General features: G+C 62.1%; 26 protein-coding genes. 10 read left to right on the forward strand and 16 right to left on the reverse strand.

All coding sequences use genetic code 11. From position 1 onward, the window contains the following. Window positions 1-109: 109 nt before the first annotated feature. The 4 genes from FHT75_RS20050 to FHT75_RS20065 all read left to right on the forward strand — a co-directional run bounded on the left by FHT75_RS20050 (window position 110) and on the right by FHT75_RS20065 (window position 3383). Entirely contained in the window at window positions 110-1102 is a 993-nt protein-coding gene (locus tag FHT75_RS20050; RefSeq protein WP_097630732.1) for a Bug family tripartite tricarboxylate transporter substrate binding protein, read from the forward strand. A gap of 237 nt (window positions 1103-1339) precedes the next feature. Further along, window positions 1340-1528, forward strand: coding sequence for a YegP family protein (locus FHT75_RS20055; RefSeq protein ID WP_028755509.1), 189 nt, complete (start codon window positions 1340-1342; stop codon window positions 1526-1528). Between the two features lie 270 nt (window positions 1529-1798). Further along, the gene (locus FHT75_RS20060) at window positions 1799-2137 is read left to right on the forward strand and encodes a YciI family protein (protein WP_028755508.1); all 339 of its coding nucleotides are present in this window, start codon (window positions 1799-1801) and stop codon (window positions 2135-2137) included. Between the two features lie 7 nt (window positions 2138-2144). Continuing rightward, complete coding sequence (locus tag FHT75_RS20065; protein ID WP_097630730.1) at window positions 2145-3383, forward strand: RNA polymerase sigma factor; 1239 nt, start codon at window positions 2145-2147, stop codon at window positions 3381-3383. On the opposite strand, the gene FHT75_RS20070 is transcribed toward FHT75_RS20065, so the two are convergent. From FHT75_RS20070 to FHT75_RS20130, 13 genes are all read right to left on the reverse strand, one after another. Further along, entirely contained in the window at window positions 3384-4415 is a 1032-nt protein-coding gene (locus FHT75_RS20070; protein ID WP_028755506.1) for a peptidoglycan -binding protein, read from the reverse strand. Between the two features lie 3 nt (window positions 4416-4418). Then, window positions 4419-5522 (reverse strand): hypothetical protein, encoded by a 1104-nt coding sequence (locus FHT75_RS20075; protein WP_028755505.1) that lies wholly within the window; start codon window positions 5520-5522, stop codon window positions 4419-4421. 111 nt (window positions 5523-5633) lie between these two features. Beyond that, window positions 5634-6434: an inositol monophosphatase family protein gene (locus FHT75_RS20080; RefSeq protein WP_097630729.1), complete on the reverse strand. Its 801-nt coding sequence runs from the start codon at window positions 6432-6434 to the stop codon at window positions 5634-5636. Between the two features lie 245 nt (window positions 6435-6679). Then, on the reverse strand, window positions 6680-7777 hold the full coding sequence (locus FHT75_RS20085) for a chemotaxis response regulator protein-glutamate methylesterase (RefSeq protein ID WP_028755503.1): 1098 nt from the start codon (window positions 7775-7777) through the stop codon (window positions 6680-6682). Between the two features lie 120 nt (window positions 7778-7897). Then, the gene (locus tag FHT75_RS20090) at window positions 7898-8752 is read right to left on the reverse strand and encodes a CheR family methyltransferase (protein WP_028755502.1); all 855 of its coding nucleotides are present in this window, start codon (window positions 8750-8752) and stop codon (window positions 7898-7900) included. A gap of 30 nt (window positions 8753-8782) precedes the next feature. Next, entirely contained in the window at window positions 8783-9265 is a 483-nt protein-coding gene (locus FHT75_RS20095; protein WP_028755501.1) for a chemotaxis protein CheW, read from the reverse strand. Further along, entirely contained in the window at window positions 9262-11067 is a 1806-nt protein-coding gene (locus FHT75_RS20100; protein WP_028755500.1) for a methyl-accepting chemotaxis protein, read from the reverse strand. Before FHT75_RS20100 ends, FHT75_RS20095 begins: the two co-directional genes overlap by 4 nt. A 220-nt stretch (window positions 11068-11287) precedes the next feature. After that, window positions 11288-13210, reverse strand: a complete 1923-nt coding sequence (locus tag FHT75_RS20105; protein WP_028755499.1) for a methyl-accepting chemotaxis protein — start codon at window positions 13208-13210, stop codon at window positions 11288-11290. Between the two features lie 223 nt (window positions 13211-13433). Further along, a complete protein-coding gene (locus tag FHT75_RS20110) occupies window positions 13434-15143 on the reverse strand; it encodes a methyl-accepting chemotaxis protein (protein WP_183845191.1) in 1710 nt (569 codons plus the stop codon). 31 nt (window positions 15144-15174) lie between these two features. After that, window positions 15175-15684 (reverse strand): chemotaxis protein CheW, encoded by a 510-nt coding sequence (locus FHT75_RS20115; RefSeq protein ID WP_028755497.1) that lies wholly within the window; start codon window positions 15682-15684, stop codon window positions 15175-15177. Beyond that, complete coding sequence (locus FHT75_RS20120; RefSeq protein ID WP_028755496.1) at window positions 15681-17735, reverse strand: chemotaxis protein CheA; 2055 nt, start codon at window positions 17733-17735, stop codon at window positions 15681-15683. The genes FHT75_RS20115 and FHT75_RS20120 overlap by 4 nt, the downstream gene beginning before the upstream one ends. Further along, the gene (locus FHT75_RS20125; protein ID WP_028755495.1) at window positions 17732-18100 is read right to left on the reverse strand and encodes a response regulator; all 369 of its coding nucleotides are present in this window, start codon (window positions 18098-18100) and stop codon (window positions 17732-17734) included. The genes FHT75_RS20120 and FHT75_RS20125 overlap by 4 nt, the downstream gene beginning before the upstream one ends. Then, the gene (locus FHT75_RS20130; protein ID WP_028755494.1) at window positions 18097-18426 is read right to left on the reverse strand and encodes an STAS domain-containing protein; all 330 of its coding nucleotides are present in this window, start codon (window positions 18424-18426) and stop codon (window positions 18097-18099) included. The genes FHT75_RS20125 and FHT75_RS20130 overlap by 4 nt, the downstream gene beginning before the upstream one ends. Window positions 18427-18767: 341 nt before the next feature. On the opposite strand from FHT75_RS20130, the gene FHT75_RS20135 reads away from it, so the two are divergent. After that, entirely contained in the window at window positions 18768-20516 is a 1749-nt protein-coding gene (locus FHT75_RS20135; protein ID WP_028755493.1) for a hypothetical protein, read from the forward strand. A 19-nt stretch (window positions 20517-20535) separates the two neighbouring features. Here the strand turns inward: FHT75_RS20135 and FHT75_RS20140 are convergent, their stop codons facing one another. Both FHT75_RS20140 and FHT75_RS20145 read right to left on the reverse strand, forming a co-directional pair. Next, window positions 20536-21618 carry a tetratricopeptide repeat protein gene (locus tag FHT75_RS20140; protein WP_028755492.1) on the reverse strand — a complete coding sequence of 361 codons (1083 nt, stop codon included), beginning with the start codon at window positions 21616-21618 and terminating at the stop codon, window positions 20536-20538. Window positions 21619-21628: 10 nt separating this feature from the next. Further along, on the reverse strand, window positions 21629-22282 hold the full coding sequence (locus FHT75_RS20145) for a thiamine phosphate synthase (protein WP_028755491.1): 654 nt from the start codon (window positions 22280-22282) through the stop codon (window positions 21629-21631). Window positions 22283-22389: 107 nt separating this feature from the next. Here FHT75_RS20145 and FHT75_RS20150 point away from each other — a divergent pair, with 107 nt between their 5' ends. Both FHT75_RS20150 and FHT75_RS20155 read left to right on the forward strand, forming a co-directional pair. Beyond that, the gene (locus tag FHT75_RS20150) at window positions 22390-23154 is read left to right on the forward strand and encodes a sulfite exporter TauE/SafE family protein (RefSeq protein WP_028755490.1); all 765 of its coding nucleotides are present in this window, start codon (window positions 22390-22392) and stop codon (window positions 23152-23154) included. A 121-nt stretch (window positions 23155-23275) separates the two neighbouring features. Continuing rightward, the gene (locus FHT75_RS20155; protein WP_017962043.1) at window positions 23276-23536 is read left to right on the forward strand and encodes an ArsR/SmtB family transcription factor; all 261 of its coding nucleotides are present in this window, start codon (window positions 23276-23278) and stop codon (window positions 23534-23536) included. Window positions 23537-23810: 274 nt separating this feature from the next. On the opposite strand, the gene FHT75_RS20160 is transcribed toward FHT75_RS20155, so the two are convergent. Then, window positions 23811-23984 carry a YdcH family protein gene (locus FHT75_RS20160; protein ID WP_003542831.1) on the reverse strand — a complete coding sequence of 58 codons (174 nt, stop codon included), beginning with the start codon at window positions 23982-23984 and terminating at the stop codon, window positions 23811-23813. A gap of 228 nt (window positions 23985-24212) precedes the next feature. Between FHT75_RS20160 and FHT75_RS20165 the strand changes: the two genes are divergently transcribed. The 3 genes from FHT75_RS20165 to FHT75_RS20175 are packed head-to-tail and all read left to right on the forward strand — an operon-like array spanning window position 24213 to window position 26002. Then, window positions 24213-24416 (forward strand): YdcH family protein, encoded by a 204-nt coding sequence (locus FHT75_RS20165; protein WP_017968168.1) that lies wholly within the window; start codon window positions 24213-24215, stop codon window positions 24414-24416. A gap of 18 nt (window positions 24417-24434) precedes the next feature. Continuing rightward, a complete protein-coding gene (gene purE / locus FHT75_RS20170) occupies window positions 24435-24929 on the forward strand; it encodes a 5-(carboxyamino)imidazole ribonucleotide mutase (RefSeq protein ID WP_028755489.1) in 495 nt (164 codons plus the stop codon). After that, a complete protein-coding gene (locus FHT75_RS20175; RefSeq protein ID WP_029867995.1) occupies window positions 24926-26002 on the forward strand; it encodes a 5-(carboxyamino)imidazole ribonucleotide synthase in 1077 nt (358 codons plus the stop codon). Before purE ends, FHT75_RS20175 begins: the two co-directional genes overlap by 4 nt. The last annotated feature ends 164 nt before the right edge of the window (window positions 26003-26166 follow it).

Below are 26166 nucleotides of genomic sequence, written 5' to 3' on the forward strand. Positions count from 1 at the left end.
TCTGAACCTCGCAGCACCTCTCCGCGGTTGCCTTTCGCGCGGTCTGCCCTACCCTCTTCATTCCCCGGGGTGGGGATATCGCTGTAGAAATTCTTGGGAGGAGATGGGAATGGCGCTTTCCGATATGACGCGACGTGCGGGCCTTGTGCTCGGTTTCAGTGTGCTTGCGACCTTTGCCGCCGGCGCAACTGCCGCTGCCGCGGATTTTCCTGATCGCGCGATCACCATGGTCGTGCCCTTCGCGGCCGGCGGCTCGACCGATGTCGTTGCCCGCATCGTCGCGCAGAAGATGTCGGAGGATCTGGGCCAGCAGGTGATCGTCCAGAATGTCGCCGGCGCCGGCGGCAATCTCGGCGCCGGCAATGTCGCCCGCGCTGAACCCGACGGCTACACCATTCTGATGGGCACGGTCGCAACCCACGCCCTCAACCCGCTGATCCTCAAATCGACCCCATACGATCCCGAGAAGGATTTCGCGCCGGTCTCGCTGCTCGTCATCGTGCCCAACGTTCTGGTCGTCAATCCGGAATTGCCGGCAAAGACCGTGCAGGAGTTGATCGCGCTGTTGAAGGCCGAGCCCGACAAATACAGTTACGCTTCGTCGGGCAACGGTACGCCGCTGCATCTTTCCGGCGAACTCTTCAAGTCCATGGCCGGCGTCAGCATGCAGCACATCCCCTATAAGGGTGCCGGCCCGGCATTGAACGACGTCATCGGCAACCAGGTGCCGATCATGTTCGACAACCTGCCCTCTTCATCGAGCCACATCAAGGCCGGTACGCTGCGGGCGCTGGCGGTGACGACGGCCCAGCGCGCGCCCTCCTTCCCCGATGTGCCGACGGTCGCCGAGTCGGGCATACCAGGCTACGAGACCTATACATGGAACGCGCTTTTCGCCCCGGCCAAGACGCCGGACGAGGTGGTCTTGCGCCTCAATGCTTCGGCCAAAAAGGCGCTCGCCGACCCGGCCGTTGCCGAACGGATGAAAGAATTCAGCGCCACCATCGTCGGCTCGACGCCGGAAGAACTTGCCACCCATGTGAAGGCCGAACTCGCCAAATGGGGACCGGTCGTCAAGGGGGCGAATATCCAGATGGAGTGATGCCGGAGCATCATGCCTCTTCCATCGCGAACAGGATTCGGATTTTAGGCCGGCCCGGCCTGAAATCTCTTGTTGTCGCGGCGAAGCGTCCGGCCTCTCCTTTGCTAGCGTCCAATGGAAATGGTGACAATTGGACGCTAAGCAATTCAATTCAAATTAAGGTAGTGGAAAAGCTCGCCATTTTGATCTAGCCTCCGCTACGCTGATGGTTGCAATTCAGCGTTTCGGGAGACATCCATGTATAAATTCGAAGTTTATAAGGATAAGGCCGGCGAGTTCCGCTTCCGCTTCAAGGCATCGAACGGCGAAGCCATGTTCTCGTCCGAGGGCTACAAGGCGAAGGCGTCGGCCGTGAACGCCATCGAATCCATCAAGAAGAACGCACCCGGCGCCGAAATCGTCGATCAGACGAAGGCCGAATCCTGATCAGATCGGCAGGGGCGGCGTCAACGCAGCTCCTGCCCTTTCGCGCCTTTGAGCAGCGCCGGCACCCTTGAGTCTGCCCGTTTGCTGGTGATTTTTCGGCGCCATTTTCTTTTTCGCATATTTTTTGAAAACCATGTCGAAACGACCGATGGCCGCGCCTCATTGTTTTGGAACGGCCCTCCGCTCCGCCGGGCTTTACAGCTCTCGGGATATCGGTCCCCGATATCGGCATGCCCGGATCAACGCCAACAACGAGATCAGGAGTTTTCCATGCAATATGCTCTCATCATTCGCGAAGCCGCCGAGGATTTCGAGCGCCGCAGCGATCCGGCCTATCGAGATGGCTGGGTCGCCTACAGCAAGGCGCTTGCTCAGGCAGGGATCATGACCGGCGGCGCCGGGCTGACCGGCCCGGAGACCGGCACGATCGTACGCCGCAAAGGCGGGGAACACGATGTTCAGGACGGCCCCTATCCGGAAGGCAAGGAACAACTCGGCGGCTTCTATCTGATCGACGTCCCCGACATCGACACCGCGCTTGAATGGGCGACCCGCGTTCCGATCTCCGACAAGGGTTCTGTCGAGGTGCGCCCGCGCCTGCAGATGTGAGGCGACGATGCCGCCTGATGCCGGGCGCGCTGCCGAAAAGGTGGCGCGTCAATCCTACGGCAAGCTGATCGCTTTCCTCGCCGCCCGCTCGCGCGACGTGCCGGCGGCGGAAGACGCATTGTCGGAAGCGCTGGCCTCGGCCCTTCGCGTTTGGCCAGAGCGCGGCATTCCCGGCAATCCGGAAGCCTGGCTGCTGGTGGCTGCACGCCGCAACCTCATGCAGGCCACCCGCCACCGCACCGTCGAGGTCAATGCGCAAACGACGATATTGATTGCCTTCGAAGAAGCAGAGGAACGCATGAACGAGGCCGGCAAGGCCGTCTTTCCCGATGAGCGGCTGAAGCTGCTCTTTGCCTGTACCCATCCCGCCATCGACAGCTCCGTGCATACGGCGCTGATGCTGCAGACCGTTCTCGGCATCGAGGCGCGAACCATCGCGCGAACCTTCGTCATTTCGCCGGATACGATGAGCCAACGGCTGGTGCGGGCCAAGGCGAAGATTCGGGATGCCGGCATTCCCTTCGCCGTTCCGCAGCGTCCCACCTTGCCCGGGCGGCTCGCCGCGGTGCTCTCGGCGATCTACGCCGCCTACGGCCTCGGCTGGGACGGCCTCGACGGCGAAGAAGAGCGCCATTCGCTTGCCGGCGAAGCGATCTGGCTCGGCCGAGCGCTTCTTGCGGTACTGCCGGACGAACCGGAGGCAATCGGTCTCCTCTCGTTGATGCTTCACTGCGAAGCCCGCCGCAACGCCCGGCGCGACAGCGATGGTCGATATGTGCCGCTAGACGAACAGGATACCGCTGCGTGGAACGCAATCATGATCGCCGAGGCGGATTCGCTGCTACGCAAGGCCGGGAGTTTCAACCGTTTCGGCCCCTTCCAGTGCCAGGCGGCGATCCAGTCCGTGCATGCGGCGCGCCGGCTGTCGGGAAAGACCGACTGGCAGGCGTTGACAACACTCTACGCGGCGCTGGTGATGATGAAACCCACGCTGGGTGCACATGTCAGCCAGGCTGCGGTGATCGGCAGGGCGCTGAATGCGGCCGCTGGCCTGAAACGGCTCGACCAGCTCGATCCGAGCGCTGTCGCCAGCTACCAGCCCTACTGGGCGGTGCGCGCCTTTCTTCTGTCGCAGGCCGGCGACGATACCGCGGCGGCCGGCGCCTATATGACAGCGATCGGCCTCAGTGACAGCCCCGCCGTCCGCGATTTTCTCGCCGGCCGGCTAAAGGAGGCGCGGCTGTAATCATTTCTCAGTGAGCTTCAGCTCGATGCGGCGGTTGGTAGCGCGCGCGTCCGGCGTATCGCCTGGCGCGATCGGCTGAAACTCGCCGAAGCCGGCGGCAACGAGCCGGTCGGCCGGCACGCCTTGCGCGATCAGGAACTTGACGACCGAGATCGCGCGCGCCGAGGAAAGTTCCCAATTGTCGCGATAGCGGCCCGTTCCGCCAAGCGGCACATTGTCGGTATGGCCGTCGACGCGCAGCACCCAGTTGATCTCCGGCGGAATTTCCTTGGCGAGATCGAGAAGGGCGGCGGCGAGCTTTGCCATCTCCGTCTGCCCCTCCGGATTGAGATCGGCGCCGCCCGAGGGAAACAGCACTTCCGACTGGAAGACGAACCGGTCGCCGACGATACGGATATTCTCGCGGTCCGAAAGGATCTCGCGCAGGCGGCCGAAGAAGTCGGAACGGTAGCGGTTCAGTTCCTGCACGCGCGCCGCGAGCGCGACGTTCAGGCGGCTGCCGAGGTCGGCGATCTTGGTCTGCGAGACCCGGTCTTTCTCCTCCGACGCCTGAAGGGCAGCTTCGACGGCGGCGATCTGGCTGCGAAGCGCTGCAATCTGCTGGTTCAGCAGTTCGACCTGGCTGAGCGCCCGCTCGCTCACCTGCTTCTGCTCGTCGAGCTCCTGCGTCATCGCACCGATCCGTTTCTGCGCTGCATCCTGACCGCCCGAACCGGCATTCAGCAGCGCCTGCAGCCGCGAACGGTCGCCTTCGGCACTGGCAAGCGAGGCCTGCAGATTGGCGACCGAATCCTGAAGATCCTGGTTGCTGCCCTTTTCGAGCGCGAGTAGCTGCGTCAGCTCGTTGATCTGGCTGTTGAGGCGATTGAGCACCTCGTCGCGTCCGGTGATCTCGCGGCTGAGGATGAACTGCCCGACGACGAAGACCGTCAGCAGGAACATGATCGAGATGAGCAGCGTCGACAGCGCGTCGACGAAACCCGGCCAATAATCCACCGTGCGTTCGCGGCGGCGGTTGCGGGCAAGAGCCATGGCTTACTTGCCCTCGCTCTTTTCTGTCTGGCTGGCGCGGTCGCGCGTGCGCTCGCCTCTCTCGCCTGCGCGCTCCTGCACGCCGATGCGTTCGGCCAGCCGGTCAAGCGTGCGGCGCATCGCCTTCGCCTCGTCCTGCTGCGCCTCGATCCAGTCGCGCAGCATCTGCTGTTCGTTGCGCATGTTCTTGACGAGGCCCTGAATGCCTTCGGCAAGGCTCGCCATGGCGGCGACGGAGCGCTGGCTGCCGGTGCCGCCCTCTTCGGAGACCTTGCGCAGATAATCGGAGAGCGCGCGCATGTCGTCCGAGGAGGCGCCGGAAACGGCGTCGAGGGCCGGGGCAAGATCGGAGCCGACATCTGTGACCGAGGACAGCCAGTTTTCCAGTTCCATATAGAAGCGGTTCTGCGCGCGGCCGGCCTGCAGATCGAGGAAACCGAGAATGAGCGAACCGGAGAGGCCGAGCAGCGAGGAGGAGAAGGCCTGGCCCATGCCCGAAAGCGGCATGGAAAGCCCTTCCTTCAGCGCCGAAAGTACATCCCCCGTTCCGTTCGAGCCGGCATCGAGCGACTGGATGACGATGCTGATCGAACCGATCGTGCCGATGAGGCCCCAGAAGGTGCCGAGCAGGCCGAGGAAGACCAGGAGGCCAATCAGGTAGCGCGAAACGTCGCGCGATTCGTCAAGGCGGGTGGCGATCGAATCGAGGATCGAGCGCAGCGCCGTCGTCGACAGCGCGACCGAGGTCTTGCGGCTGCCGATCAGCGCCCGCATCGGCGCAAGCAGCCGCGGATTGCGGCTGACCTTGTCGGCGCTGCCGGCGGCGCGGAACGAGTTGAACCAGCGCACTTCGGGGCGAAGCGCCAGCACGTGATTGAAAACAAGGATGATTCCGACCGCGAGAACGCCGACGATCAGGCCGTTGAGGCCTGGATTGTGCATGAAGGCGGTCTGCGTCTGGCGGAAGAGGATGGCGGCGATAAAGCCGACGATGACCAGGAAAAGCAGCATCGTCCAGAGGAAGGGCATGGGGCTCGAAAGCCTGTAGGCATAACCGCCGGCCGTCTTTTCGGTGGAGCCGATCTCCGCCACATTCACATTTTCCATAGGGTCGCTGCCTCCGGAGTCATTGCTGGCGGAGACTAGAGCAACATTGTGCCGAATTGAAGTATGCCGGGGCGAAAACCGTGACTTTACAACAGCCGGATTTTCGTTCGCTTACTTGGCGGGGATCGGTCGCTTGACGACTTCGATCAGCGCCTTGTGGATGAGTTCGTTGCCGGCGACGATCGCGCCGCTCTCCAGAATGGCCGTCCCGCCGTCCCAATCGGTGACGAACCCGCCGGCTTCACGGATGAGCAGGATGCCGGCCGCCATGTCCCAGGGCGCAAGCTCCGCTTCCCAGAAACCGTCGAAGCGCCCGGCGGCGACATAGGCGAGATCGAGTGTCGGCGAGCCCAGGCGGCGGATGCCCGCCACTTCGCCCATCACGTGGCGAAGCTCGACCAGAAACTTGCCGTGATTACGCTTGCCGAGCGCCGGCACACCGCAGCCGATGACGCAATCCGACAACACGCGGCGCGCAGCGACGCGCAGGCGCCGGTCGTTGAGGAAGGCGCCGCCACCGCGCTCGGCTGTATAGAGCTCGTCGGTCGCCGGATTGAAGACGACGGCGGCAACGATCTCGCCGTTGCGTTCGAGCGCGATCGAAACAGCGAAGGCCGGAATGCCGTGCAGGAAGTTCGTCGTGCCGTCGAGCGGGTCGACGATCCAGCGGTGCGCGCCGTCCGTGCCCTTGATCTCGTCGCTTTCCTCGCCGAGAAAGCCATAGGTGGGACGCGCCTTGAGCAGTTCTTCCCGAACGATCTTTTCGGCCTTGCGGTCGGCAGTGGAAACGAAATCGCCGGGTCCCTTCACCGAAACCTGCAGGTTCTGCACTTCGCCGAAATCACGTCCCAGCGATTTTCCTGCCTTGAGGGCAGCCTGAACCATGACATTGAGAAGAGCTGAACGGGCCATCGGCGCATTTTTCCTTGGGACTGATACGGGGCGCGCACTGCCGGGGGCGGGAAATGTCCCTGAACATGCATGACAGGCGGCGCTGCAAAGATTGGCGGCCTCAAGACCACAAAATCAGGGAAATTTCAAGGGGAGGCGCGCATGGCTGCGCTGCGACACCGGAAACCGCCGATTATGCTGAACGGATTAAATCCGCGCCATCTTCCGGGACCGCCCGTTTTACGTGGTTTCCCTCGAAACTCATCTCAGAATTTCTGCTGCGTTATCAGCACTTCGCGAGCTATCTGATCGAGCGGCAGGATACGGTCGACACCGCCCTTGGCGATCGCCTCCTTCGGCATACCGAAGACAACCGAACTCGCCTCGTCCTGCGCCACCGTGTAGGCGCCGGCCTGATGCATTTCCAGCATGCCGCGCGCGCCGTCGTCGCCCATGCCGGTCATGATGATGCCCATGGCATTCGAGCCGGCCGAGCGCGCCGCCGAGCGGAAAAGCACGTCGACCGAAGGCCGGTGGCGCGACACCAGCGGTCCGGTCTTCACGCTCACATAGTAGCGCGCACCCTGGCGTTCGAGCAGCATGTGTTTGTCGCCTGGCGCGATCAGCACATGGCCGCGCAGCACCGGATCGCCATCGACGGCTTCCTTGACCTCGACCTCGCAGAGCCCGTTCAGCCGCTTGGCGAAGGCGGCGGTGAATTTCTCCGGCATATGCTGGACGATCACCATGCCGGGTGCATTGGCCGGCAGTTCCTCCAGGAATTCGCGCAGCGCCTCGGTGCCGCCTGTGGAGGCGCCGACGCAGACGACCATCTCCGTCGTCTTCGCCATGGCCCGCCCCGTCGGCGGCGGCAGCATCACGTCCGCCGTCAGCTTCTTGGCCGGCCCTTCCGCCGAAGCCGAGCGGATGGTTCCGGCGGCGCGACGCACCGTGGTAAGCCGCGCATGCGAGGCGCTCTTGACGACTTCGCGAATGCGCATCGCATCGTCGGCAAGGCTGTCGGCGGCGCCGATCTTCGATTTCAGGATGACGTCGACGGCGCCGGCCTCCAGCGCCTGGATCAGCGTTTCCGAACCCGCTTCCGTCAGCGACGAGCACATCACGACGGGGATCGGCCGCTGCGACATCAGCTTGCGCAGGAAGGTAATGCCGTCCATGCGCGGCATTTCCACATCGAGCGTGATGACGTCGGGGATCTCCTCCAGCAGCTTCCGCGCCGCCACGAAGGGGTCGGATGCGACCGCCATGATCTCGATATCGGGATCCTGCTCCAAGACATGGGTCAGTGTCTGACGGACGCTGGCAGAATCGTCGATGATCAGAACGCGGATTTTTTTAGCCATGAATGCTCCTAGAGCATGATGCCGAAAAGAATTGGCAATTTTCGGACGACATCATGCTCTAACTCTTTAGTGACACAAAGAGATAGAGCACGCCCGTGATTGGAAGAAAACGGACATGCTCTAGATGCGCTGAAACACCGTATTCGAGACCTGTTTCAATGGCAGGTCGAAGCCGGTAATCGATTCGGAATGACCGATGAACATGTAGCCGCCCTTCGCCAGGCAGTCGCAGAGGCGGTTGAGCACGCCGGCCTGAGTCTGCTTGTCGAAGTAGATGAGCACGTTGCGGCAGAAGATGACGTTCATCGCCTCGCCGATCGGGTATTTCTCGTCCATCAGGTTCATGCGGGCAAAACCAATCTTGCTGCGCAATTTCGGCGTGATGCGCACCTCCCGCCGATCCGGCTGCTTGGCCGTCAGCACGTATTTGCGCTGCAGGTCACGCGGCACAGGCGCGATGAGGTCTTCCGGGTAGATGCCCCGGCGCGCCGTCTGTAGCACGTCGGTGGAAAGGTCGGTGGCAAGCACGCTGTAGGAGACGTCGTTGCGGCCTTCGGTGAATTCCGCCAACACCATCGCCATCGTATAGGGTTCCGCCCCTGTCGAGCAGGCCGAACTCCAGGTGCGGATGGTCCGCACGCCGCTATTGGCGATCGCCGGCAACGCCACGCTCTGCAAGTAATCGAAATGCTTGGCTTCGCGGAAGAAGTCGGTCTTGTTCGTCGTCACCACGTCGATCAGGTAGACGGTTTCCTGGGCGAGGCCGTCGTGATTGAACAGGAAGTCGCAATAATCGTCGAAGGTCGAATGGTTGGTTGCGCGAAGGCGGCGCCTCAGCCGCCCTTCGAGCATCGTCAGCTTGGTCGGCGGCATCTTGATGCCGCTATAGTCGTAGATGAACCGGGCAAGCTTGTCGAAATTGCGCTTGCTGATCCGGTCCCCCGGCAATTGGGTTTCCACCGCTGCCATACTCATAGAACGCCGTACTCCCAGTTGATGCGCGGGTCAGGCCGCCGATTGCAGTGCCGAGGCGTCCTCGTGCGACAGCAACCGGGCAAGATCGATGATGACGACGAAACCGTTTTCACGGCGAACGACGCCGGCAATATAATCCGAGCGCCAGCGCACGCCGATATCAGGCGCCGCCTCGATCTGTTCGCGCCGGAACGGCGTCACCTCGAAGACGCGGTCGGCGACGAGGCCGAGCGTCAGCAGCCGGCTTTCCATCGGCACGTCGAGGACGAGCACGCGTGTGTGCGGCGTCGGCACGGTCTTCGTCATGCCGAGCTTCAATCGAAGATCGATCGTCGGCACGCCCTGTCCGCGCACGTCACGCAGACCGAGCAGATAGTCGGGACCATTCGGAATCTTGAAAGCTTCCGCATAGTCGAGGATTTCCCGTACCACCTCGACCGGCACGGCGAAGATCTCCTCGCCGAGGCTGAAGGTCACGAATTGCGCTTCCAGGGATGTCGTGGCCATGATCATGCACTTTCCTTAAATTCGACGTCCCCATCATCGGGACCGCCCATGGAGAGATCGAGAGCAAAACCCTTTGCCCGCGCCTGCTGACCGGCGACGCTGTTGGCGGCGAGTTTCCTGGTGCCGAGGTTGCGGCCGGCGGGCGCCGAGCTGCGGACAGTCGCCCTGGCAGCGGGCACGCGGGATTGGCGGGCGCCTGCGGTATCCACCTTGAAGAAGGCGATCGAGGCCTGCAGTTCTTCGGCTTGGCTCGCGAGCTCTTCCGAGGTCGCAGACATTTGCTCGGACGCGCCGGCATTCTGCTGCGTCACCCGATCGAGCTGCTGGATCGCGTCGTTGATCTGCGAGGCGCCCACATCCTGTTCGCGGCAGGCCGCACTGATTTCGGAAACCAGTTCGGCCGTCTTGCGGATGTCGGGCACCAGGCGGCCGAGCATGTCGCCAGCGTCCTGGGCGGCCTTGACCGTATCGCTCGACATCGAGCTGATTTCGGCGGCGGCCGACTGGCTGCGTTCGGCAAGCTTGCGAACCTCGGAGGCGACGACCGCAAAACCCTTGCCGTGTTCACCGGCGCGCGCCGCTTCGACGGCGGCGTTGAGCGCCAGAAGATCGGTCTGGCGGGCAATTTCCTGGACGATGCTGATCTTCTCGGCAATGGTCCGCATCGCCTGCACGGCGCGCGACACCGCTTCGCCACTCATTTCCGCATCCTTGGCGGACTGGCGGGCGATCTTTTCCGTCTGGGCGGCGTTGTCGGCGTTCTGCTTGATGTTGGCGGCCATCTCCTCCATCGAGGCCGACGCCTCTTCGGCCGAAGCCGCCTGTTCGCTGGCGCCCTGCGACACCTGTTCGGAGCTCGAGGACAGTTCCTGGCTGCCGGCCGAAACATTTTCGGCGGCCGCGACCGCATCGGCGACAACGCCACGCAGGCGCTCGACCATCTGGTCGAGCGCAATGCCGAGCGTATCCTTCTCCGAAAGCGGCTTCGGAGACACCGTCAGATCGCCGTCAGCGATCTGTGCCGCAATGTTGGCGGTGACGCGAAGGTTGTCCGTCATGGTGTTGATCATGTTGACCAGATCCTTGATCTCGTCGTTGGTCCTGATCTCGACCTTTTGGTTCAGGTCGCCGATGGCGACGGCGCTGGCAACGTTCATGATCTTGCGCAGGCCGCTGTTGACACCGAGCGCGATCCAAAGCGCGGCGGCGAAGGCGATAAGGGAAGCCCCGATTGCGATACCGATCAACATGTTCTTTGTTGAGCTATAAAGAGCATCGGTATCGCTATCGGCTTGCGCCATCGACTTCTGTTGAAGCGTAACGAGTTTCCCGAAAACCTCTTCCATTTCCGCGACGAGGGCGCGAACCTCCCCTGAGGAAAGGGCCACGGCCGCCGCTCTGTCGCCGCTTTGTTGAATGGAGGCTACTTTGTTGGAGCCTTCATCGAAGCGCTTGGCCAGTTCGATCAACCTGTCCCAGAGCGGCTTGCCTTCAGCAGTTGCGAGCTGTAGGCCGCTTGTCGCGAAGCTGAGCATTTCATCCACGCTTCTCGCCGAATTCTGATAATCCTTTTTGACGATTTCGGAATCCATTTCCAGAAGCGCGTTCTTTTGCCAGCGGACGGCATCGAGCTCGGCAGTTTGCGCCTCCAGAGCCAGTTCCAGCCTTTTTGCAGGCCCGGAAACAAGGTCGCCAACAGCGTCGTTCAGCAAGCTGAGGCTGATGATTCCATAAACCGCGCTACCCACCAGCAACAATATGACAAAGCCGAATGCGGCCGCGAGCTTAAGTTTGATCGTAATACGCATCTCAATATTCCTCTCAGAGAGCGAAGCAATAAATATGGTCCAGGTGGCGCGGCGTCATGCAGCAAAGAAATTCCATCAGGCAAAAGCATCCAACGGAAAGAAATGAATAGGTTCCGTGCCTATCCCCTCGAGCACCGGAAGCCTGCGTCGCGGGCCATGTTGGCTGGCCCACGACAGTTGCAAACGGAGAGAGCACCTATGCGCTTTCTCCAAGGGAGCGCTATGCGCTCTCCCTAAACTCGTCATCGGCCATGTCGGGACCGCCCATCGACATGTCGAGGGCAAATCCTTTCACGCGGGCCTGCTGGCCGGCGACCGTATTGGCCGGCGTCTTGCCGCCCGGTTTGCGTGGTGCCGCCTGAACCCGGCTGCGGGCGGCGAGTTTTGCCGCCGGGGCGCGGTCACGGCGACTGCCGGCCGTATCGACCTTGAAGAAAGCGATCGACGTCTGCAGCTCTTCGGCCTGGGAGGCGAGCTCCTCGGAGGTCGCCGACATCTGCTCGGAAGCGCCAGCATTCTGCTGCGTCACCTTGTCGAGCTGTTGGATCGCTTCATTGATCTGGGCCGCCCCGATATCCTGTTCGCGGCAGGCGGCGCTGATCTCGGAGACCAACTCGGCCGTCTTGCGGATATCGGGCACCAGCCGGCCGAGCATTTCGCCGGCTTCCTGGGCGGCTGTCACGGTATCGCTCGACATGGCGCTGATTTCGGCGGCCGCCGACTGGCTGCGTTCGGCGAGTTTGCGAACCTCGGAGGCGACGACCGCAAATCCCTTGCCGTGTTCACCGGCGCGCGCCGCTTCGACTGCGGCGTTCAAAGCCAGCAGATCGGTCTGCCGGGCGATTTCCTGGACGATGCCGATCTTCTGAGCGATCGTGCGCATGGCGTCGACGGCACGGGAGACGGCTTCACCACTGGCTTCCGCATCCTTGGCCGACTGACGGGCGATCTTTTCCGTCTGGGCGGCGTTGTCGGCGTTCTGCTTGATGTTGGAGGCCATCTCTTCCATCGAAGCGGAAGCCTCTTCGGCGGAAGCCGCCTGTTCGGTGGCACCCTGCGAGACCTGCTCGGAGCTTGCCGAAAGCTCCTGGCTGCCGGACGAGACGTTCTCGGCCGCGGAGATTGCGTCGGCGACGACGCCGCGCAGGCGCTCGACCATCTGCTCCAGGGCGAGGCCCAGCGCATCCTTGTCGGAGAGCGGCTTCGGAGACACCGTCAGGTCGCCGTTTGCGATCTGATCGGCGATGCCGGCGGTGGTTCGTAGGTTGGAGATCATGCTCTGCATCGCGATGCCGAGCGTATCCTTGTCCGAAAGCGGCTTGGCGTCGGTGCTGAGGTCGCCCATGGCGATCTGGTCGGCAAGGGCTGCCGTGGCGCGCAGATTGGCGGTCATGGTATTGACCGTGTTGATGAGATCCTTGATCTCGTCATTGGTCTTGACGTCGACCCTCTGGTTGAGATCACCGATTGCGACGGCGTTTGCGACGGTCGTGATCTTCCGCAAGCCGTTGTTGATTCCGAGCGTGATCCACAATGCGGCGGCGAGTGCGACGAGCACGGCGATGCCGGAAGCAGCAGTGAGGATCAGCTTGGTCGAATTATAAAGATCGGTGTTCGAGTGGTTGGTTGCCTGCATGCCCTTGCGCTGGATCTCCGTAAGGGCGGCGATTGCATCGCCCATGTCATTGGTCATCGCTCGAAGGTCGCCGAGTGAAAGCGCCAGCGCGCCTGATTTGTCGCCCTTCGCGTCAAGTTGCTGCAACTCAGTGGATTTTTCACGGAATTTCCCACCGACCGTCCGCAGCTTTTCCCAATGAGGCTTGCCTTCAGCGGTGGCGATGGCAAAACCGGCGTCGACAGCATCGAACATGGCCTGCAGGTTCTGATCGGCTTCCTTGTAGAAAGCGGCGGCCGCGTCGGGATCCGTGGAAAGCAGCGCGTTCTTCTGAGCGCGGATGGCGTTGACTTCGGCGACATTGGCATTCAGCGCCAGTTCCAGGCGGCGCATCGGGCCGTCGATCATATTGCTGCTCGCCTCGTTCAAAGTGCCGAGGCTGAGGCTTCCATAAACCGCGATGCCGATTAGCAGCAGCGTCATGATGCCGAAGGCAAGACCCAGTTTGAGTTTAATGGTGAAACGCATGTGATACCCCCGATTTGCGGTCAAAACGAATGGAGAGAGACATGTCCCCTTGGCGGGACGTCGAGCTTGGAACTGATGTGTTGAAACGGGGAAAAGCGATTACATTCACTTCCCGGCAGCCGGACATCTATCCATCGCAGCGCCAACGCCTACATGCGTTGGGGGATATTCCCTCCTCGGGCCGCCGGAGCAGCCCGAGGGATCACATTGAGGGCAGGAGCGCTTATGCGCGCTCCCTAAAGTCGTCGTCGCTGGCGTCTGGACCACCCATCGACATGTCGAGAGCAAAGCCCTTGAGACGCTGCTGCTGAGCCGAAACCGTCTGGCCGCGACCCTGTCCATGGCCTTGCGGGGCGGATTTGCGGACAGTGGCCGGGGCTTTGGCCACCTTGGCCGAAGCTTTTGGCTGTGCCTTCTGGGCGCCGGGCCGCGCACTACCCGCCGTATCGACCTTGAAGAAGGCGATCGAGGCCTGCAGTTCTTCGGCCTGGGAGGCGAGCTCCTCGGAGGTCGCCGACATCTGCTCGGAGGCGCCGGCATTCTGCTGGGTCACCTTGTCGAGTTGCTGGATCGCCTCATTGATCTGCGAAGCGCCGATATCCTGTTCGCGGCAGGCTGCACTGATCTCGGAGACCAACTCTGCCGTCTTGCGGATGTCGGGCACCAGCCGGCCAAGCATGTCGCCGGCATCGGCGGCGGCCTTGACCGTATCGCTCGACATCGAGCTGATTTCGGCGGCGGCCGACTGGCTGCGTTCGGCGAGTTTGCGAACCTCGGAGGCGACGACCGCAAAACCCTTGCCGTGTTCGCCGGCACGTGCTGCTTCCACAGCCGCGTTGAGAGCCAAGAGATCGGTCTGGCGGGCGATCTCCTGGACGATGCCGATCTTCTGAGCGATCGTGCGCATGGCGTCGACGGCACGCGTCACCGCTTCACCGCTGGCTTCCGCGTCCTTGGCCGACTGGCGGGCAATCTTTTCCGTCTGGGCGGCGTTGTCGGCGTTCTGCTTGATGTTGGCGGCCATCTGCTCCATCGAGGCCGACGCCTCTTCAGCCGACGCCGCCTGTTCGGTGGCGCCCTGCGAGACCTGTTCCGAGCTCGCCGAAAGTTCCTGGCTGCCGGAAGAGACGTTGTCGGCAGCCGACAATGCGTCGGCGACGACGCCGCGCAGGCGTTCGATCATCGTATTGACATTACCCAGAAGCTCGCCGATTTCGTCATGGCTGGTGATATCGGCCATCTTCGTCAGATCGCCTTCCGACACCTCGCGAACCACGGTGTTGGCGCGGCTAAGTCCCTTGCTGATCGTGCTGGCGATCCAGAAGGCGGTGAGAGCAGCGATCAGCAGCGCGACGGCGGCGACCGCCATCATCGTCGTGCGGGTCGTCGTGTACTGCGCTTCGGCGCCGTCATCGGCAGCCTTCATACGCTGCTTTTCAAGCGCCAGGATTTCGCTGAGTGTCGAGTCGATGTCGTTGGCAGCGGCCCGGGCCGTCGAGACGGAGATGGCATTTGCGCCTTCGGCATTGCCGGCCTTCACATATTCGCGGATCTGATCGTCGGCCGCATTGAAGGTCTTGGACAGCTCGGCGATGCGTGCCCAGCGCACTTTGCCCTCTTCCGTTGCCAGCGCCAGCACATGGCTGAAGGCGTCGGCGAATTCCTTGCGGGCCTGGTTGCCCTTGGCGATTGCCCCGGCCGACTCGTCCGCGGTCCGGGCGGTGAGCAGGTTCTTCTGCTGGCGGATGGCCTCGAGCTGGGCGATGTTGATCTGCTGCGCGAGATCGAGGCGGGCTGCCGGGCCGGAGAGAAGCTTATCGATCGTATCGTTCAGCGATCCAAGGCTGAGGACACCGTAAGCGGCGGTGCCCATGAGCATCAGAATGATGAAGGTGAACGCGGTCACCAGTTTCGTCTTGATTGTCAGTCGCATGGTCCAAACCCCTCGTTGAATTCATCCGGCGTCAATTAACGGCTCCCGCCGCATCGTGCCTCGATGAGAAAATCGCCTGCAGATTAGGGAGAATGATGAATTCTCCGCCCCTCTTCACGAGGCAATTGATGTAGTCGGCGCGCCAGCGCATGCCGACGCTCGGTGGTGCCTCGCTCGCGGTCTTTGCAAGCGTCGTCACTTCGTTCACCTTGTCGGTTCTGAGGCCGACGAGCGTCTGCTCGCCCTGCAGATCGATCTCGATGACGATGATGCGGCTGTCGATCGTCGCTTCTGCCGCTTCCATCCCGAAGGCGAGGCGCAGATCGGCGAGCGGAATGACCTTGCCGCGAAAGTTGATGACGCTGGCGACGAAGGGCTGGCTGCCCGGGACCGCTGTCTCAGGAAGCAGGTCCAGGATTTCCTGGACGATGACCGCTTCCAGCGCGAAGGTTTCGCCGTTGAGATCGAAGGTCAGGACCTCCACCTCTTCGGCATAGCTCCAGTGATTGTCAAATCGTTCGGCTGCTGCTGTTGCACTCATCCTGCTACACGCAATTGCGCCTCCTGTTGCTGACCCGCGGCAACCAGGTGCCCGACGTCGAGAATGAGAGCGACGCTGCCGTCGCCGAGAATGGTGGCGCCCGAGAAGGTCGCAACGTTATTGTGCAGTTTCGACATCGACTTGATGACCGTCTGGTGGTCACCGATGATCTGGTCGACGACGAGGCCGACACGCTCGGTGCCGGTCGAGATGACGACGACCTTCTGGTGCACGTCGGGCTTGGTGCCGGTGCGGAAGAGATCGCGCAGGCGCAGGAACGGCACCAGGCTGTCGCGCAGTGAGATGAAGCTGCGGCCGCGCGAACGGAGATCTTCCTCGAGCGACAGTTCGAGGCATTCCTCGACCGCCGAGAGCGGGATGACGTAGCGGCCGGAACCGACCCGCACCAGCAGGCCATCGATGATGGCAAGCGTCAGCGGGATGCGCAGCGACACTTCCGAACCCTGTCCGGGCACACTGACGATGTCGATTGCGCCGCGAAGCGCTTCGACCGTCTTTTTGACCACGTCCATGCCGACCCCGCGGCCGGACAGATTGGTGATCGCCGCGGCTGTCGAGAAGCCGGGGGCGAAGATCAGTTGCAGCAGCTCGGAGTCGGAAAGCGGCTGCCCGGGGTGGATGAGGCCGGAAGATTCCGCCTTGGCGCGAACCCGGTCACGATTGATGCCGCGGCCGTCGTCCTTGATCGAGATGATCACCTCGCCACCGGCCTGGCGGGCCGAAAGCGTCACCGTGCCGGCTTCGGTCTTGCCGGAGGCAAGTCGATCGGCCGGCGTTTCGAGGCCGTGGTCGATCGAGTTGCGCACCAGATGCACCAGCGGATCGGCCAGGCGCTCGATGACCGTCTTGTCGACTTCGGTGCTCTCGCCCTCCGTCACCAGCTCGATCACCTTGCCGGTCTCGCGGGCGAGATCGTGGACGAGGCGGCGGAAGCGAGAGAAGAGGGTGGCGACCGGCACCATGCGCAGCACCATCATCGTGTCGCGCAATTCGCCAGAGAGGCGTTCGATTTCTTCCGAGACGGAGCGTAGCGCGATATCGGTGCTGGCGCTGGCGAGCTGGCTGAGGCGCGATTGCGCAATGACGAGTTCGCCGACGCGGTCCATCAGCTCGTCGAGACGTTCGGCCGGAACGCGGACGTTCTCGGCCGCCTTCGCCTGGCTGACGGCAACGGGCGCCTCGCGCTTGGCCGGAACCGCCTCGACAGGACGAAATTCCGGAACGGCGGCCGGTGGAACGGGCGCCGTCGATGCGGCGGCAGTTGCAGATGCTGTCTTTTCCTCGATGGCCGCGACCGTTGCCGCTGCCGGCGCGTCGATTTCCTCGACGCTGAGTTCCATATCATCGAGTACGAAGATGAAGACGTCGTCGATCGCCGAACGGTCCTGGTCACTCACCAGCGTCACGTCCCAGGAGATATGGAGTTCTGTCGGAGTGAGCTCGTCGAGCGGCGGAATAGCCGAGCTATTGGCGCGCACGGTGCATTCGCCGAGATCGCGCAGCTCGTCCAGCAGGCCGAGCGGATTGGTGCCGTTGGCCATCGAATTGGCGGGCAGGCTGAAGTGAATGCGCCAGCTGTTCTTCCTCTTCGCCGGTGCCTCGCGCACGGCCACGGGTGGGGGAACGGCGACCACAGGGGCAGCTACCGCTGCCGCCTTGCCGCCGACGGCGGCCTGCAGCTGCGCCAGAAGCTTATGTCCGGTATCGCCGTGATCGGCGTCCGGCTGGTCGACAAGGGCACGCATATGGTCCTGGGCGGCGAGAACGGCGGCGACGAGTTCGCTGGTCGCTGCGACTTCACCCTTGCGGACGCGGTCGAAGGCTGTTTCGCAATGATGGGTGAAGGCGGCGAGCGCCTCGAAACCGAACATCGCGCCGGAGCCCTTGAGCGTGTGGAGACCGCGGAACACGGCGTCGACGAGATCCTTGTTGTCGAGTTGGTGGGTCAGGTCGAGAAGACCGGCCTCGATCGCTTCGAGGCATTCGGCGGCCTCCATGCGGAATACGGCGACAGGATCGATCGTGCTCATCGTCCGAGAACCTTTTTCACGATTTTCACCAGACTTTCGGGGTCGAACGGCTTGGTCAGCCAGCCGGTGGCGCCGGCGGCCTTGGCACGCGCCTTGAGATCGGCATCCGATTCCGTCGTCAGGAAGATGATCGGAACGCCGGCCTGCGCCGGCAGCTTGCGCAGCTCCTCGATCATCGTCAGCCCGTCCATGACAGGCATGTTGAGATCGGTCACAATCAGATCGAAGGTGCTGCCCTTGGCCGTCGCGAGGCCCTCTGCCCCGTTGACTGCCTCGGTGACGCTATAGCCGGCATTGGTCAGCGTGACCTTGGTAGTCAGACGAATGCTGGCGGAATCGTCGACGGTCAGGATATTTGCACTCATAACGTTACCTCTTTATGCAACCAGAAATTTGCATCTTCTTGATCGAAAGATTCGATGAAACCGGCGCGCTCAAGTACCTTCAGGACCGAACCACTGGCCGGCGAAGAAAGTTTGAACGTCTTTCCTTGGGATTTTGCTTGGCAGCGCGAGGATTCGATGAGTTGAACGAAACTCAGATCCGCTTCCGCGCCTTCCGGAATGCTGATGATGATTGAATCACGACTATGAAATTCATCAGTAAGCTTGGAATATAGTTCTGAAACGTTGCGAATGCTGAGCACATCCGGCAAATTTATAGATTCGTAATATTGCTTCGGAGTATCCAATGCCGCCTCCTGGGCCAGAGAAATACTTGATGACCCTAAAAGGACTCTCATGGCAGCGTTAATGCGGGGTAAACAGCGGTTGTAGGAAACTGCCGTATAACGAGTCCCGAGACTCCCAATTCTCATCCGAGATAAGTTGTATTTTTTTCTCAAAAATTAGAAATAAATAAAGTAAAAACAGCGTGTTAAATTGCATTTCTCGGCCCTGACACTTTGCCCTGGGTCGCATCGACATCTTTCGTTAATCACAACGCTGGCGAGTCCGGCGCGTTTACCGGACGTTTCCATCCTGCCCGTAAAAATAGAATCGAATTGCCTGTATTTTAAGAAAAGGTATAAAATTGGCACACGCTCTGGTATCGCCGAACGCTGCAGCCTACTCGTCGGGGCGGGACATCAGCCGGACCTTGGAATCCGCCCGCAACCAGGTCGAGGAGCGTTTTCTCGAAGGCGGCACCGTACTGCTGTCGGTGATGGATGTCCTCAACCGCCTGTTGAACTCGCTTGAGAGTGTGACCACGGCGCTCGACAACAAGGAAGCCAGCGATACCACCGCCGATCTCCGCGCCACGGTGGAGAGCCTGAAGGCGTTGCCCGTCACCGAGGAAAACCGTCAGCAGGCGTTGGTCTCGCTGGCGCATACCGGCAGGGAACTGCGCAAGCACGTTTCCGACATGCAGGAGACGATGCGTTATCTCAGAACCTTCGCCGTGACCGTGAAGATCACCGGTGCCGGCCTTGCCGAATTCGCCGGATTCGCCCAGGAGATCCTCGAACGCATCTATTCCGGCACCGACGAAGTCAACCGTTTCGCCACGCATCTCGATAGCCTCGACAAGGAGGTCAAGCTCGCCGCCTCCTTTGGCGCCAGCGTTTCCAAGGGTTATGCCGAGACCGTTCCGGCCGTCGCCGCAGCCCTGCGCGATGATGCCGCCAAGATCGCCGCACACCGCAAGGATCTCGGCGTCATCGCCCGCGAGGTCGGCGCGATTGCCCGCGATGTCCAGAGCAAGGTCGGCTCGACGCTGTCTGCCCTGCAGATCGGCGACATTACCCGCCAGCGCATCGAGCATGTGCAGGCCACATTTTCGTCGCTCGACGATTTCTTTGCCGGCGAGGATGGCGCAAGGCTCGACGCTAGCGCCCGCCAGCGCCTTCAGAACGTCATTCACCATCTAACCGCAGCGCAGATGCGCGACATGTGCGCCAATTTCCAGCGGGATTCAGAGAACGTCGTCAAGACGATCGCGAGTTTCGGCCACGACATGCGGGAGATCCTCAAGCTTCGCGATCAGATGAGCGGGCAGAGCGGCGAAGCCGGCGGCAACTTCATGCGCGCGCTCGAATCCAGCGTTTCGGCCGCTCACGAAATCGTCAAGCAGGTCGACACGGCAAGCCGCCAGGCCGACCAGGTGAGCCAGTCGACGATCGGCACGGCCGCCAAGCTCTCCGAAGCCATCGCAAATATCCGCGCCGTCAAGACCGACATCCATTATATGGCCTTGAATACCAACCTGCGCTGTAGCCGTCTCGGCGAGGAAGGCAAGTCGATCAACGTCGTCACCGCCGAGCTGCGCATCTTCGCCGGCAAGCTCGACGATTCCGCCGACGCCATCGTCAACGGCCTGCCGGCGCTCGAAGCCGCGGCCGGACGCGTCGCCCCCGCTGCCGGCGCCGGGGCCGGCAACCTCGGGGAGAGCCTGACGTCAGCCGTCGGCAACATCCGCTCCGCGGCCAACGTGATGGAAGATGAACTGAAAGTGCTCGCCGAGAACGGCCGCGAGGTCGCCACGAAGATCAGCCTGCTGATCGGCAAGCTCGATTTCCAGCATGATCTCGGCGAAGTCCTTGGCCGCTGCGCCGATCTGCTCGAAGGCATCGCCGGCAGCGATATCGAAGATATCTCGGATCTCGCCGAGACGATCGCGCCGCTCGACCGCACGATCTTCAAGCACTACACGATGGTCCAGGAGCGCAGCATTCATCGCGACATCATCCCGGCGGCCGCGGACAGCGCTCCCGCCCCCGCCCCCACCGAGACCGCCAAAGCCGAAAACGACGAAGATCTGTTCGCCGACGCGCTTTTTTAAAGCGCGTCGCGTCGGGCCGCTATCGCCGCCGGAACTTATTGGCGGCCTCAATCGCCGCCTTCTGCTGATCGTCCTCGATACCGAGATAGAAATCCTCAAGCGACGGATCGGCAAGCCCGGCACGCCGAGACAGCACGTACCACTTCGCTGCCTCGATCGGATCGGGCGGCGTGCCGATGGCGTTGATGTAGAGATGGGCGAGCTTGTTCTGCGCCACGACATTGCCGCCATTGGCGGCAAGTTTCAGCCATTCGAAACCCTTGACGTAATCCTTCGGTCCGCCGACGCCATTGACGAGCCAGATGCCGAGATCGAGCTGGGCGGTGTCGAAGCCGGCGCGCGCCGCCCGCGCCATCCACTCGCGGGCGAGCTGCTTCTTTTCCTCCGGCAGGTCCTTCAGCGTCGCATAGATCTGCGCCACCGCATATTGCGAATCGGCAATGCCCTGCTCGGCCGATTTCTCGTAGAACGGCAGCGCAAGCTTCAGCCCCTTCTCGCCGGGATTGTCGGCGATGAGAAGCTGCGCCCAGTTGAACTCCGCTGAAGGATTGCCCGCCTCGGCCGCCTTGCGCATGTAGTCGTCGGCCTTGACCTTGTCACGCGGCACGCCCTGGCCTTCCATCAGGATCAGCGCATATTTAAACATGGCTGCCGCATCGCCGCCTTCGGCCGCCTTGCCATACCAGAAGGCGGCATTCTTCACGTCCTTCTTGACGCCGAGGCCCTGCGAGAGGATTTCGCCGATCAGCGTTTGCGCCGCCGGATCGCCGAGCTGGGCGCGCGGCAGCGCCTTGTCCATTGCCGTCAGGTAATAACCGCGCTGGAAGGCGCCGTAAGCCTCGTCGATCGGCCCCTTGTAATCCTTTTCCGGCGGCAGGTCCGGCAGCTTCGCGCCCATACGGTCGAACACGCCAACACCATCGGAGGGCTTGACATCCGGGCCAGTGGGCCGGTCGGTGCGGAAGGTCGATGCCGGCGCCGTGCCCGGCTGGCTGATGACGCTGTCCGGCGCCTGCGCCAAAGCGACGTCCGGCCCGGCAGCAACCAAGGCCGCCACGCTGGCAAGGGCAAATTTCAAAAGGCGGACGGGCGGGATCGGCATGAGGGCGATTTCAATCCTCAAACCGTGGCGCTTTTTCGTCAAGCAACGCGTTGATTTCGGCGACGATCGACGGCGCCCGGCCGGGCTCGCCGAAGACCGCCAGCCGCAGCGCCACGAACTCCGCTCCGGTCTCGGCAACGGCAAGCGCCGAGGCCGGATCGGTGCCGCCCATGACGATACAGGGAATCTCGATCATCGAGGCCCACCATTCGCCGAGCGCAAGGTTCTTCGGATGCGCCTCCGGCTTGATGTCGCCGTCGAGCTTGCCAAAAAAGATATAGTCCGGCCTGACTTCGCCGATCTCCAGCGCGTGGTGGCGGTCAGCCGCGTTGCCGCCGCCGATGATCAGCTTCGGCGCGTGTTTGTCGATCGCTTCCGAAAGCGCCTCAGCATTGCCGGAAAGATGCAGGCCATCGGCCTTCGCCCGGCCTGCGACGCGGCTGTCGCCTGAAATCAGCGCAGCCGCTCCGGCATCCTGGATCAGCGGCACCAGCTTTTCGGCATGTTTCTGGAAGGCGCCGTCGTCGAGCCCGTATTGCGGCACGATCACCGAAGCGACGTCGCCGCCCTTCAGCGCGTCGGCGACGATCTTTGCCTGTTCATCGGCATCGGCAATATCAGGTGCGATGAGCACAAGGCGGCAGCGGTTTTCCGGTTCGGTCATGAGGTCTTTCCGTTTCCGGCGAATTCCCCTTCGAAATGAGGGATCCGCACTCGTTTTGTGTGAGTAGTTCCGTTAGACGAGGCTTGCAAGAGGAGGACGTCGAAAGCATGCCGCAGGATTTGTCATTCTACTACGCCGCCGTGCCCGCGGTTCTGCTGGTGGGCCTCGCAAAGGGCGGCATGGGCGACGCTTTGTCGCTGATCGGCTTGCCTTTCCTCGCCCTCGTCGTCTCGCCGGTCGAAGCGGCAGCGATCTTGCTGCCGATCCTGGTCTTCATGGACATGATCTCGCTCGTCATCTGGCGCAAGCATGGCGACTGGGCGACGCTGAAGATCATGCTGCCGGGCGCAGTCTTCGGCATCGCGCTCGGCTGGGCGACCTCGGCGCTCGTTCCGGGCAGCATGCTGCGCATTGTCATCGGCGCGGTGACCATCCTCTTCTGCCTGCGCTATTTCTGGAATAATTTCGGCCCGGGCGCCGGCAAGGTGGTCCCGCCGCGCGGCCAGCGGCCGGTGGCCGCCAGCCTCTGGGGCACATTTTCCGGCTACGGCAGCTTCGTCGCCCATGCCGGCGGCGCGCCCTTCCAGATCTATGCCCTGCCGCTCAAATTGCAGCCACGCGAATATACCGGCACCAGCGTGCGCTTCTTTGCGATCCTCAACGCCATCAAGCTGATCCCCTATTTCGCGCTCGGCCAACTCGACACCCAGAACCTTGCGACCTCCGCGACGCTCCTGCCCTTCGCCCCGCTCGCCACCTTTGCCGGCGCATGGTGCGTGCGCCGCATGAGGCCACAGATCTTCTATCCCTTCATGTATGCGATGGCGCTGATCGCTGCCTTCCTGATCGTGCACGAGGGCCTTGGTTGGTGAAACCCTGGAGCGCCGCGCTTCTTTTGAGACGCGCGAGGAACGCTGCAGCACTTTGAATTGCCGCACGCTGCAATGCACAATTTCCTTGCTGGAGCGCCCGGTTTGACGTAGCGTTCCCGCCATGTCGAACACGGACCCTTTCTCTGCGATTGCCGATCCGAACCGGCGGTTTCTGCTGGAGGAACTGCGCCGCGCACCACGGACGGTCAATGAGCTCGCCGAGGGTCTGCCGATCAGCCGCCCCGCCGTTTCGCAACACCTGAAAGCGCTGTTGGACAGCAATCTTGTTTCGGTGACATCCGAAGGCACGAAGCGCATCTACGCGGTCAACAACCGCGGCTTCGACACGCTCAATTTATGGCTTGATCAATTCTGGGCCTGATGCACGTCACGCGTCTCTGAGGACGTTTTATCACTTTGAATTGCATAATTTTATCCCGAGCAGTTCCGCTTCAGGGTTAAATTATGCCGGCCGGAAACTCGACACGGATCATCAGCCCCTTTGAAGCTTGACGAACCAAAAGCGCCAGCCGCGATGCGGCGGGCATCGGACTGGCGCAAATCGAGTGTGTGATCACCGGTTCTTGCTGATTTTAGGCGGAATGGATGGATTTACCTCTTTGCGCAAGATGATCGTCCGGCGACCCTTGGGAAGATCAGTGGACGGATGACTTAAGACGCTGAATCTCGTCCTTGATGCGCAGCTTGCGGCGCTTGCATTCGGCAAGTTCCGTATCGGAAATAGAGGGAGATGTTCTGAGCGCGTGCAACTCCTCCTCGAGAGCAACATGCTTTTTCTGGAGTGACTCAAGATGAGCTTGAACAGTCATATGACCCTTCCTTCCTCTTACCCTCCCCGGCCAACATCGTCGGGGATCAAGGTGTCAACGGCGGGGACTGTGACATATTTTTGAAGGCTTGTCGAAGGCCAAAAGATGAAGACTGGATGGCAATTTCATGATCAAGACTAACTAGCCGTTACCTGTATTTGGTGATAGGAGCTTGCGGAAATCATCGGCAGATCGGACAACGTCCGAGCACGATAACGGGGATTGCATATGGCCGATCAGGAACAGGCGGAAATCAGGCTCACAGTGGCGCGTCTGCGCCAGGAGCATGAGGATTTCGACGCCGCGATCAACGCCATGATCCAGACCGGATGCGATGCTCTGCGGATCCAGCGTATGAAAAAGAAGAAGCTCGTCATCAAGGACAGGCTCTCCAAGCTGGAAGATCAGATCATCCCTGACATCATCGCCTGAGAGGGAATAGCAGCAACGATGACAGACAGACCGCCCGTCGCCATCATCATGGGCAGCCAGTCCGACTGGGAGACCATGAAGAACGCCGCCGACACGCTGGAGGCGCTTGAGATCCCTTACGATGCGCGCATCATTTCGGCGCACCGCACACCCGACCGGCTGGTCAATTTCGCCAAGGGAGCGCGGGCGGAGGGCTTCAAGGTCATCATCGCCGGCGCCGGCGGCGCTGCCCACCTGCCGGGTATGGCCGCATCGATGACGCCGCTGCCGGTCTTCGGCGTGCCGGTCCAGTCAAAGACCATGTCCGGCCAGGACAGCCTTCTTTCCATCGTGCAGATGCCGGCCGGCATTCCGGTGGGCACGCTCGCCATCGGCAAGGCCGGCGCGGTCAATGCCGCCCTTCTCGCCGCAGCCGTCCTTGCCCTTTCCGACGAAGAAATCGCCGACCGGCTCGACGAATGGCGCGAGCGCCAGAGTGCCGCCGTCGCCGAATACCCGATGGACGACCTATGACGGCAAGAACGATCGGCATAATCGGCGGCGGCCAGCTTGGCCGCATGCTGGCCATTGCCGCCGCCAGATTGAATTTTCGCACGATCATCCTCGAGCCGCAGGCGGACTGCCCGGCCGCCCAGCTCGCCAACCGGCAGATTACCGCCGCCTATGACGATCCGGCGGCACTCGCCGAACTCGCTGATATCTGCGATGTCGTCACCTACGAATTCGAGAACGTGCCCGTCGCAGCTGCCGAGACGCTCTCGGCGAGCGTGTCCGTCTATCCGCCGCCGAAGGCACTGGAAGCCGCCCAGGACCGCCTCGTCGAAAAGCGCTTTCTCAATGGCTGCGGCATATCGACCGCCCGCTTCCATGCGGTCGACAGCCAGGCCGATCTCGAGATGGCACTGAAGGATTTCGGCGGTCAGGGCGTGCTGAAGACGCGCCGTCTCGGTTATGACGGCAAGGGCCAGATGGTTTTCCGCTCCGTGGCCGACAGCGCAGATGGCGCCTATGCCGCGCTCGGCGGCGTGCCACTCATCCTCGAAAGTTTCGTCGCCTTCGAGCGCGAGGTCTCGATCATCGCCGCGCGGGCCACCGACGGCACGGTCGTCTGCTTCGATCCCGCCGAGAATGTCCACCGCAGCGGCATCCTTCACACCTCGACGGTTCCCGCTACGATCTCGCCAGCGACGGCGGATATTGCGCGCCGATCGGCCGAAAAGATCCTCGCCGCCTTGAACTATGTCGGCGTCATCGGCATCGAATTCTTCGTGCTGCGCGACGGTGGTCTGATCGCCAACGAGATGGCGCCGCGTGTCCACAACTCCGGTCACTGGACGGAAGCCGCCTGCGTCGTCAGCCAGTTCGAGCAGCATATCCGCGCCGTCGCCGGCCTGCCGCTCGGCAATGGCGAGCGTCATTCCGACTGCGTCATGCAGAACCTGATCGGCGACGATATCCTTGCCGTTCCCGACTGGTTGCAGCGTCCCGATACGCTGGTTCATCTCTATGGCAAGACCGAGTGGCGCTCCGGCCGCAAGATGGGCCACGTCACCACCTTGACGCCGAAATCACCGGTTTCGGCTTGAGAAAACACCGCGACGCCTTGGGAAAAACACCTTCATGCGGTTGACATGGAAAAGGTGAAGAGGTATCTGCTCCCCCACCTAAAGAGCGCGCCCGATGGCGCGCTTTTGATTGTTAAAGATACGGGCGAATGTGAATTCCCCCATAGAGATCGCGGATCAGAAAA

It is taken from the genome of Rhizobium sp. BK112, from assembly GCF_014193215.1.
Lineage (GTDB): Bacteria > Pseudomonadota > Alphaproteobacteria > Rhizobiales > Rhizobiaceae > Rhizobium > Rhizobium anhuiense.

What these genes read in the sequence shown, in the direction of transcription:
- FHT75_RS20050 (WP_097630732.1), top strand. Translation starts at nt 110, where the DNA reads ATGGCGCTTTCCGATATGACGCGACGTGCGGGCCTTGTGCTCGGTTTC.
- FHT75_RS20055 (WP_028755509.1), top strand. Translation starts at nt 1,340, where the DNA reads ATGTATAAATTCGAAGTTTATAAGGATAAGGCCGGCGAGTTCCGCTTC.
- FHT75_RS20060 (WP_028755508.1), top strand. Translation starts at nt 1,799, where the DNA reads ATGCAATATGCTCTCATCATTCGCGAAGCCGCCGAGGATTTCGAGCGC.
- FHT75_RS20065 (WP_097630730.1), top strand. Translation starts at nt 2,145, where the DNA reads ATGCCGCCTGATGCCGGGCGCGCTGCCGAAAAGGTGGCGCGTCAATCC.
- FHT75_RS20070 (WP_028755506.1), bottom strand. Translation starts at nt 4,415, where the DNA reads ATGGCTCTTGCCCGCAACCGCCGCCGCGAACGCACGGTGGATTATTGG.
- FHT75_RS20075 (WP_028755505.1), bottom strand. Translation starts at nt 5,522, where the DNA reads ATGGAAAATGTGAATGTGGCGGAGATCGGCTCCACCGAAAAGACGGCC.
- FHT75_RS20080 (WP_097630729.1), bottom strand. Translation starts at nt 6,434, where the DNA reads ATGGCCCGTTCAGCTCTTCTCAATGTCATGGTTCAGGCTGCCCTCAAG.
- FHT75_RS20085 (WP_028755503.1), bottom strand. Translation starts at nt 7,777, where the DNA reads ATGGCTAAAAAAATCCGCGTTCTGATCATCGACGATTCTGCCAGCGTC.
- FHT75_RS20090 (WP_028755502.1), bottom strand. Translation starts at nt 8,752, where the DNA reads ATGAGTATGGCAGCGGTGGAAACCCAATTGCCGGGGGACCGGATCAGC.
- FHT75_RS20095 (WP_028755501.1), bottom strand. Translation starts at nt 9,265, where the DNA reads ATGATCATGGCCACGACATCCCTGGAAGCGCAATTCGTGACCTTCAGC.
- FHT75_RS20100 (WP_028755500.1), bottom strand. Translation starts at nt 11,067, where the DNA reads ATGCGTATTACGATCAAACTTAAGCTCGCGGCCGCATTCGGCTTTGTC.
- FHT75_RS20105 (WP_028755499.1), bottom strand. Translation starts at nt 13,210, where the DNA reads ATGCGTTTCACCATTAAACTCAAACTGGGTCTTGCCTTCGGCATCATG.
- FHT75_RS20110 (WP_183845191.1), bottom strand. Translation starts at nt 15,143, where the DNA reads ATGCGACTGACAATCAAGACGAAACTGGTGACCGCGTTCACCTTCATC.
- FHT75_RS20115 (WP_028755497.1), bottom strand. Translation starts at nt 15,684, where the DNA reads ATGAGTGCAACAGCAGCAGCCGAACGATTTGACAATCACTGGAGCTAT.
- FHT75_RS20120 (WP_028755496.1), bottom strand. Translation starts at nt 17,735, where the DNA reads ATGAGCACGATCGATCCTGTCGCCGTATTCCGCATGGAGGCCGCCGAA.
- FHT75_RS20125 (WP_028755495.1), bottom strand. Translation starts at nt 18,100, where the DNA reads ATGAGTGCAAATATCCTGACCGTCGACGATTCCGCCAGCATTCGTCTG.
- FHT75_RS20140 (WP_028755492.1), bottom strand. Translation starts at nt 21,618, where the DNA reads ATGCCGATCCCGCCCGTCCGCCTTTTGAAATTTGCCCTTGCCAGCGTG.
- FHT75_RS20145 (WP_028755491.1), bottom strand. Translation starts at nt 22,282, where the DNA reads ATGACCGAACCGGAAAACCGCTGCCGCCTTGTGCTCATCGCACCTGAT.
- FHT75_RS20150 (WP_028755490.1), top strand. Translation starts at nt 22,390, where the DNA reads ATGCCGCAGGATTTGTCATTCTACTACGCCGCCGTGCCCGCGGTTCTG.
- FHT75_RS20155 (WP_017962043.1), top strand. Translation starts at nt 23,276, where the DNA reads ATGTCGAACACGGACCCTTTCTCTGCGATTGCCGATCCGAACCGGCGG.
- FHT75_RS20160 (WP_003542831.1), bottom strand. Translation starts at nt 23,984, where the DNA reads ATGACTGTTCAAGCTCATCTTGAGTCACTCCAGAAAAAGCATGTTGCT.
- FHT75_RS20165 (WP_017968168.1), top strand. Translation starts at nt 24,213, where the DNA reads ATGGCCGATCAGGAACAGGCGGAAATCAGGCTCACAGTGGCGCGTCTG.
- purE (WP_028755489.1), top strand. Translation starts at nt 24,435, where the DNA reads ATGACAGACAGACCGCCCGTCGCCATCATCATGGGCAGCCAGTCCGAC.
- FHT75_RS20175 (WP_029867995.1), top strand. Translation starts at nt 24,926, where the DNA reads ATGACGGCAAGAACGATCGGCATAATCGGCGGCGGCCAGCTTGGCCGC.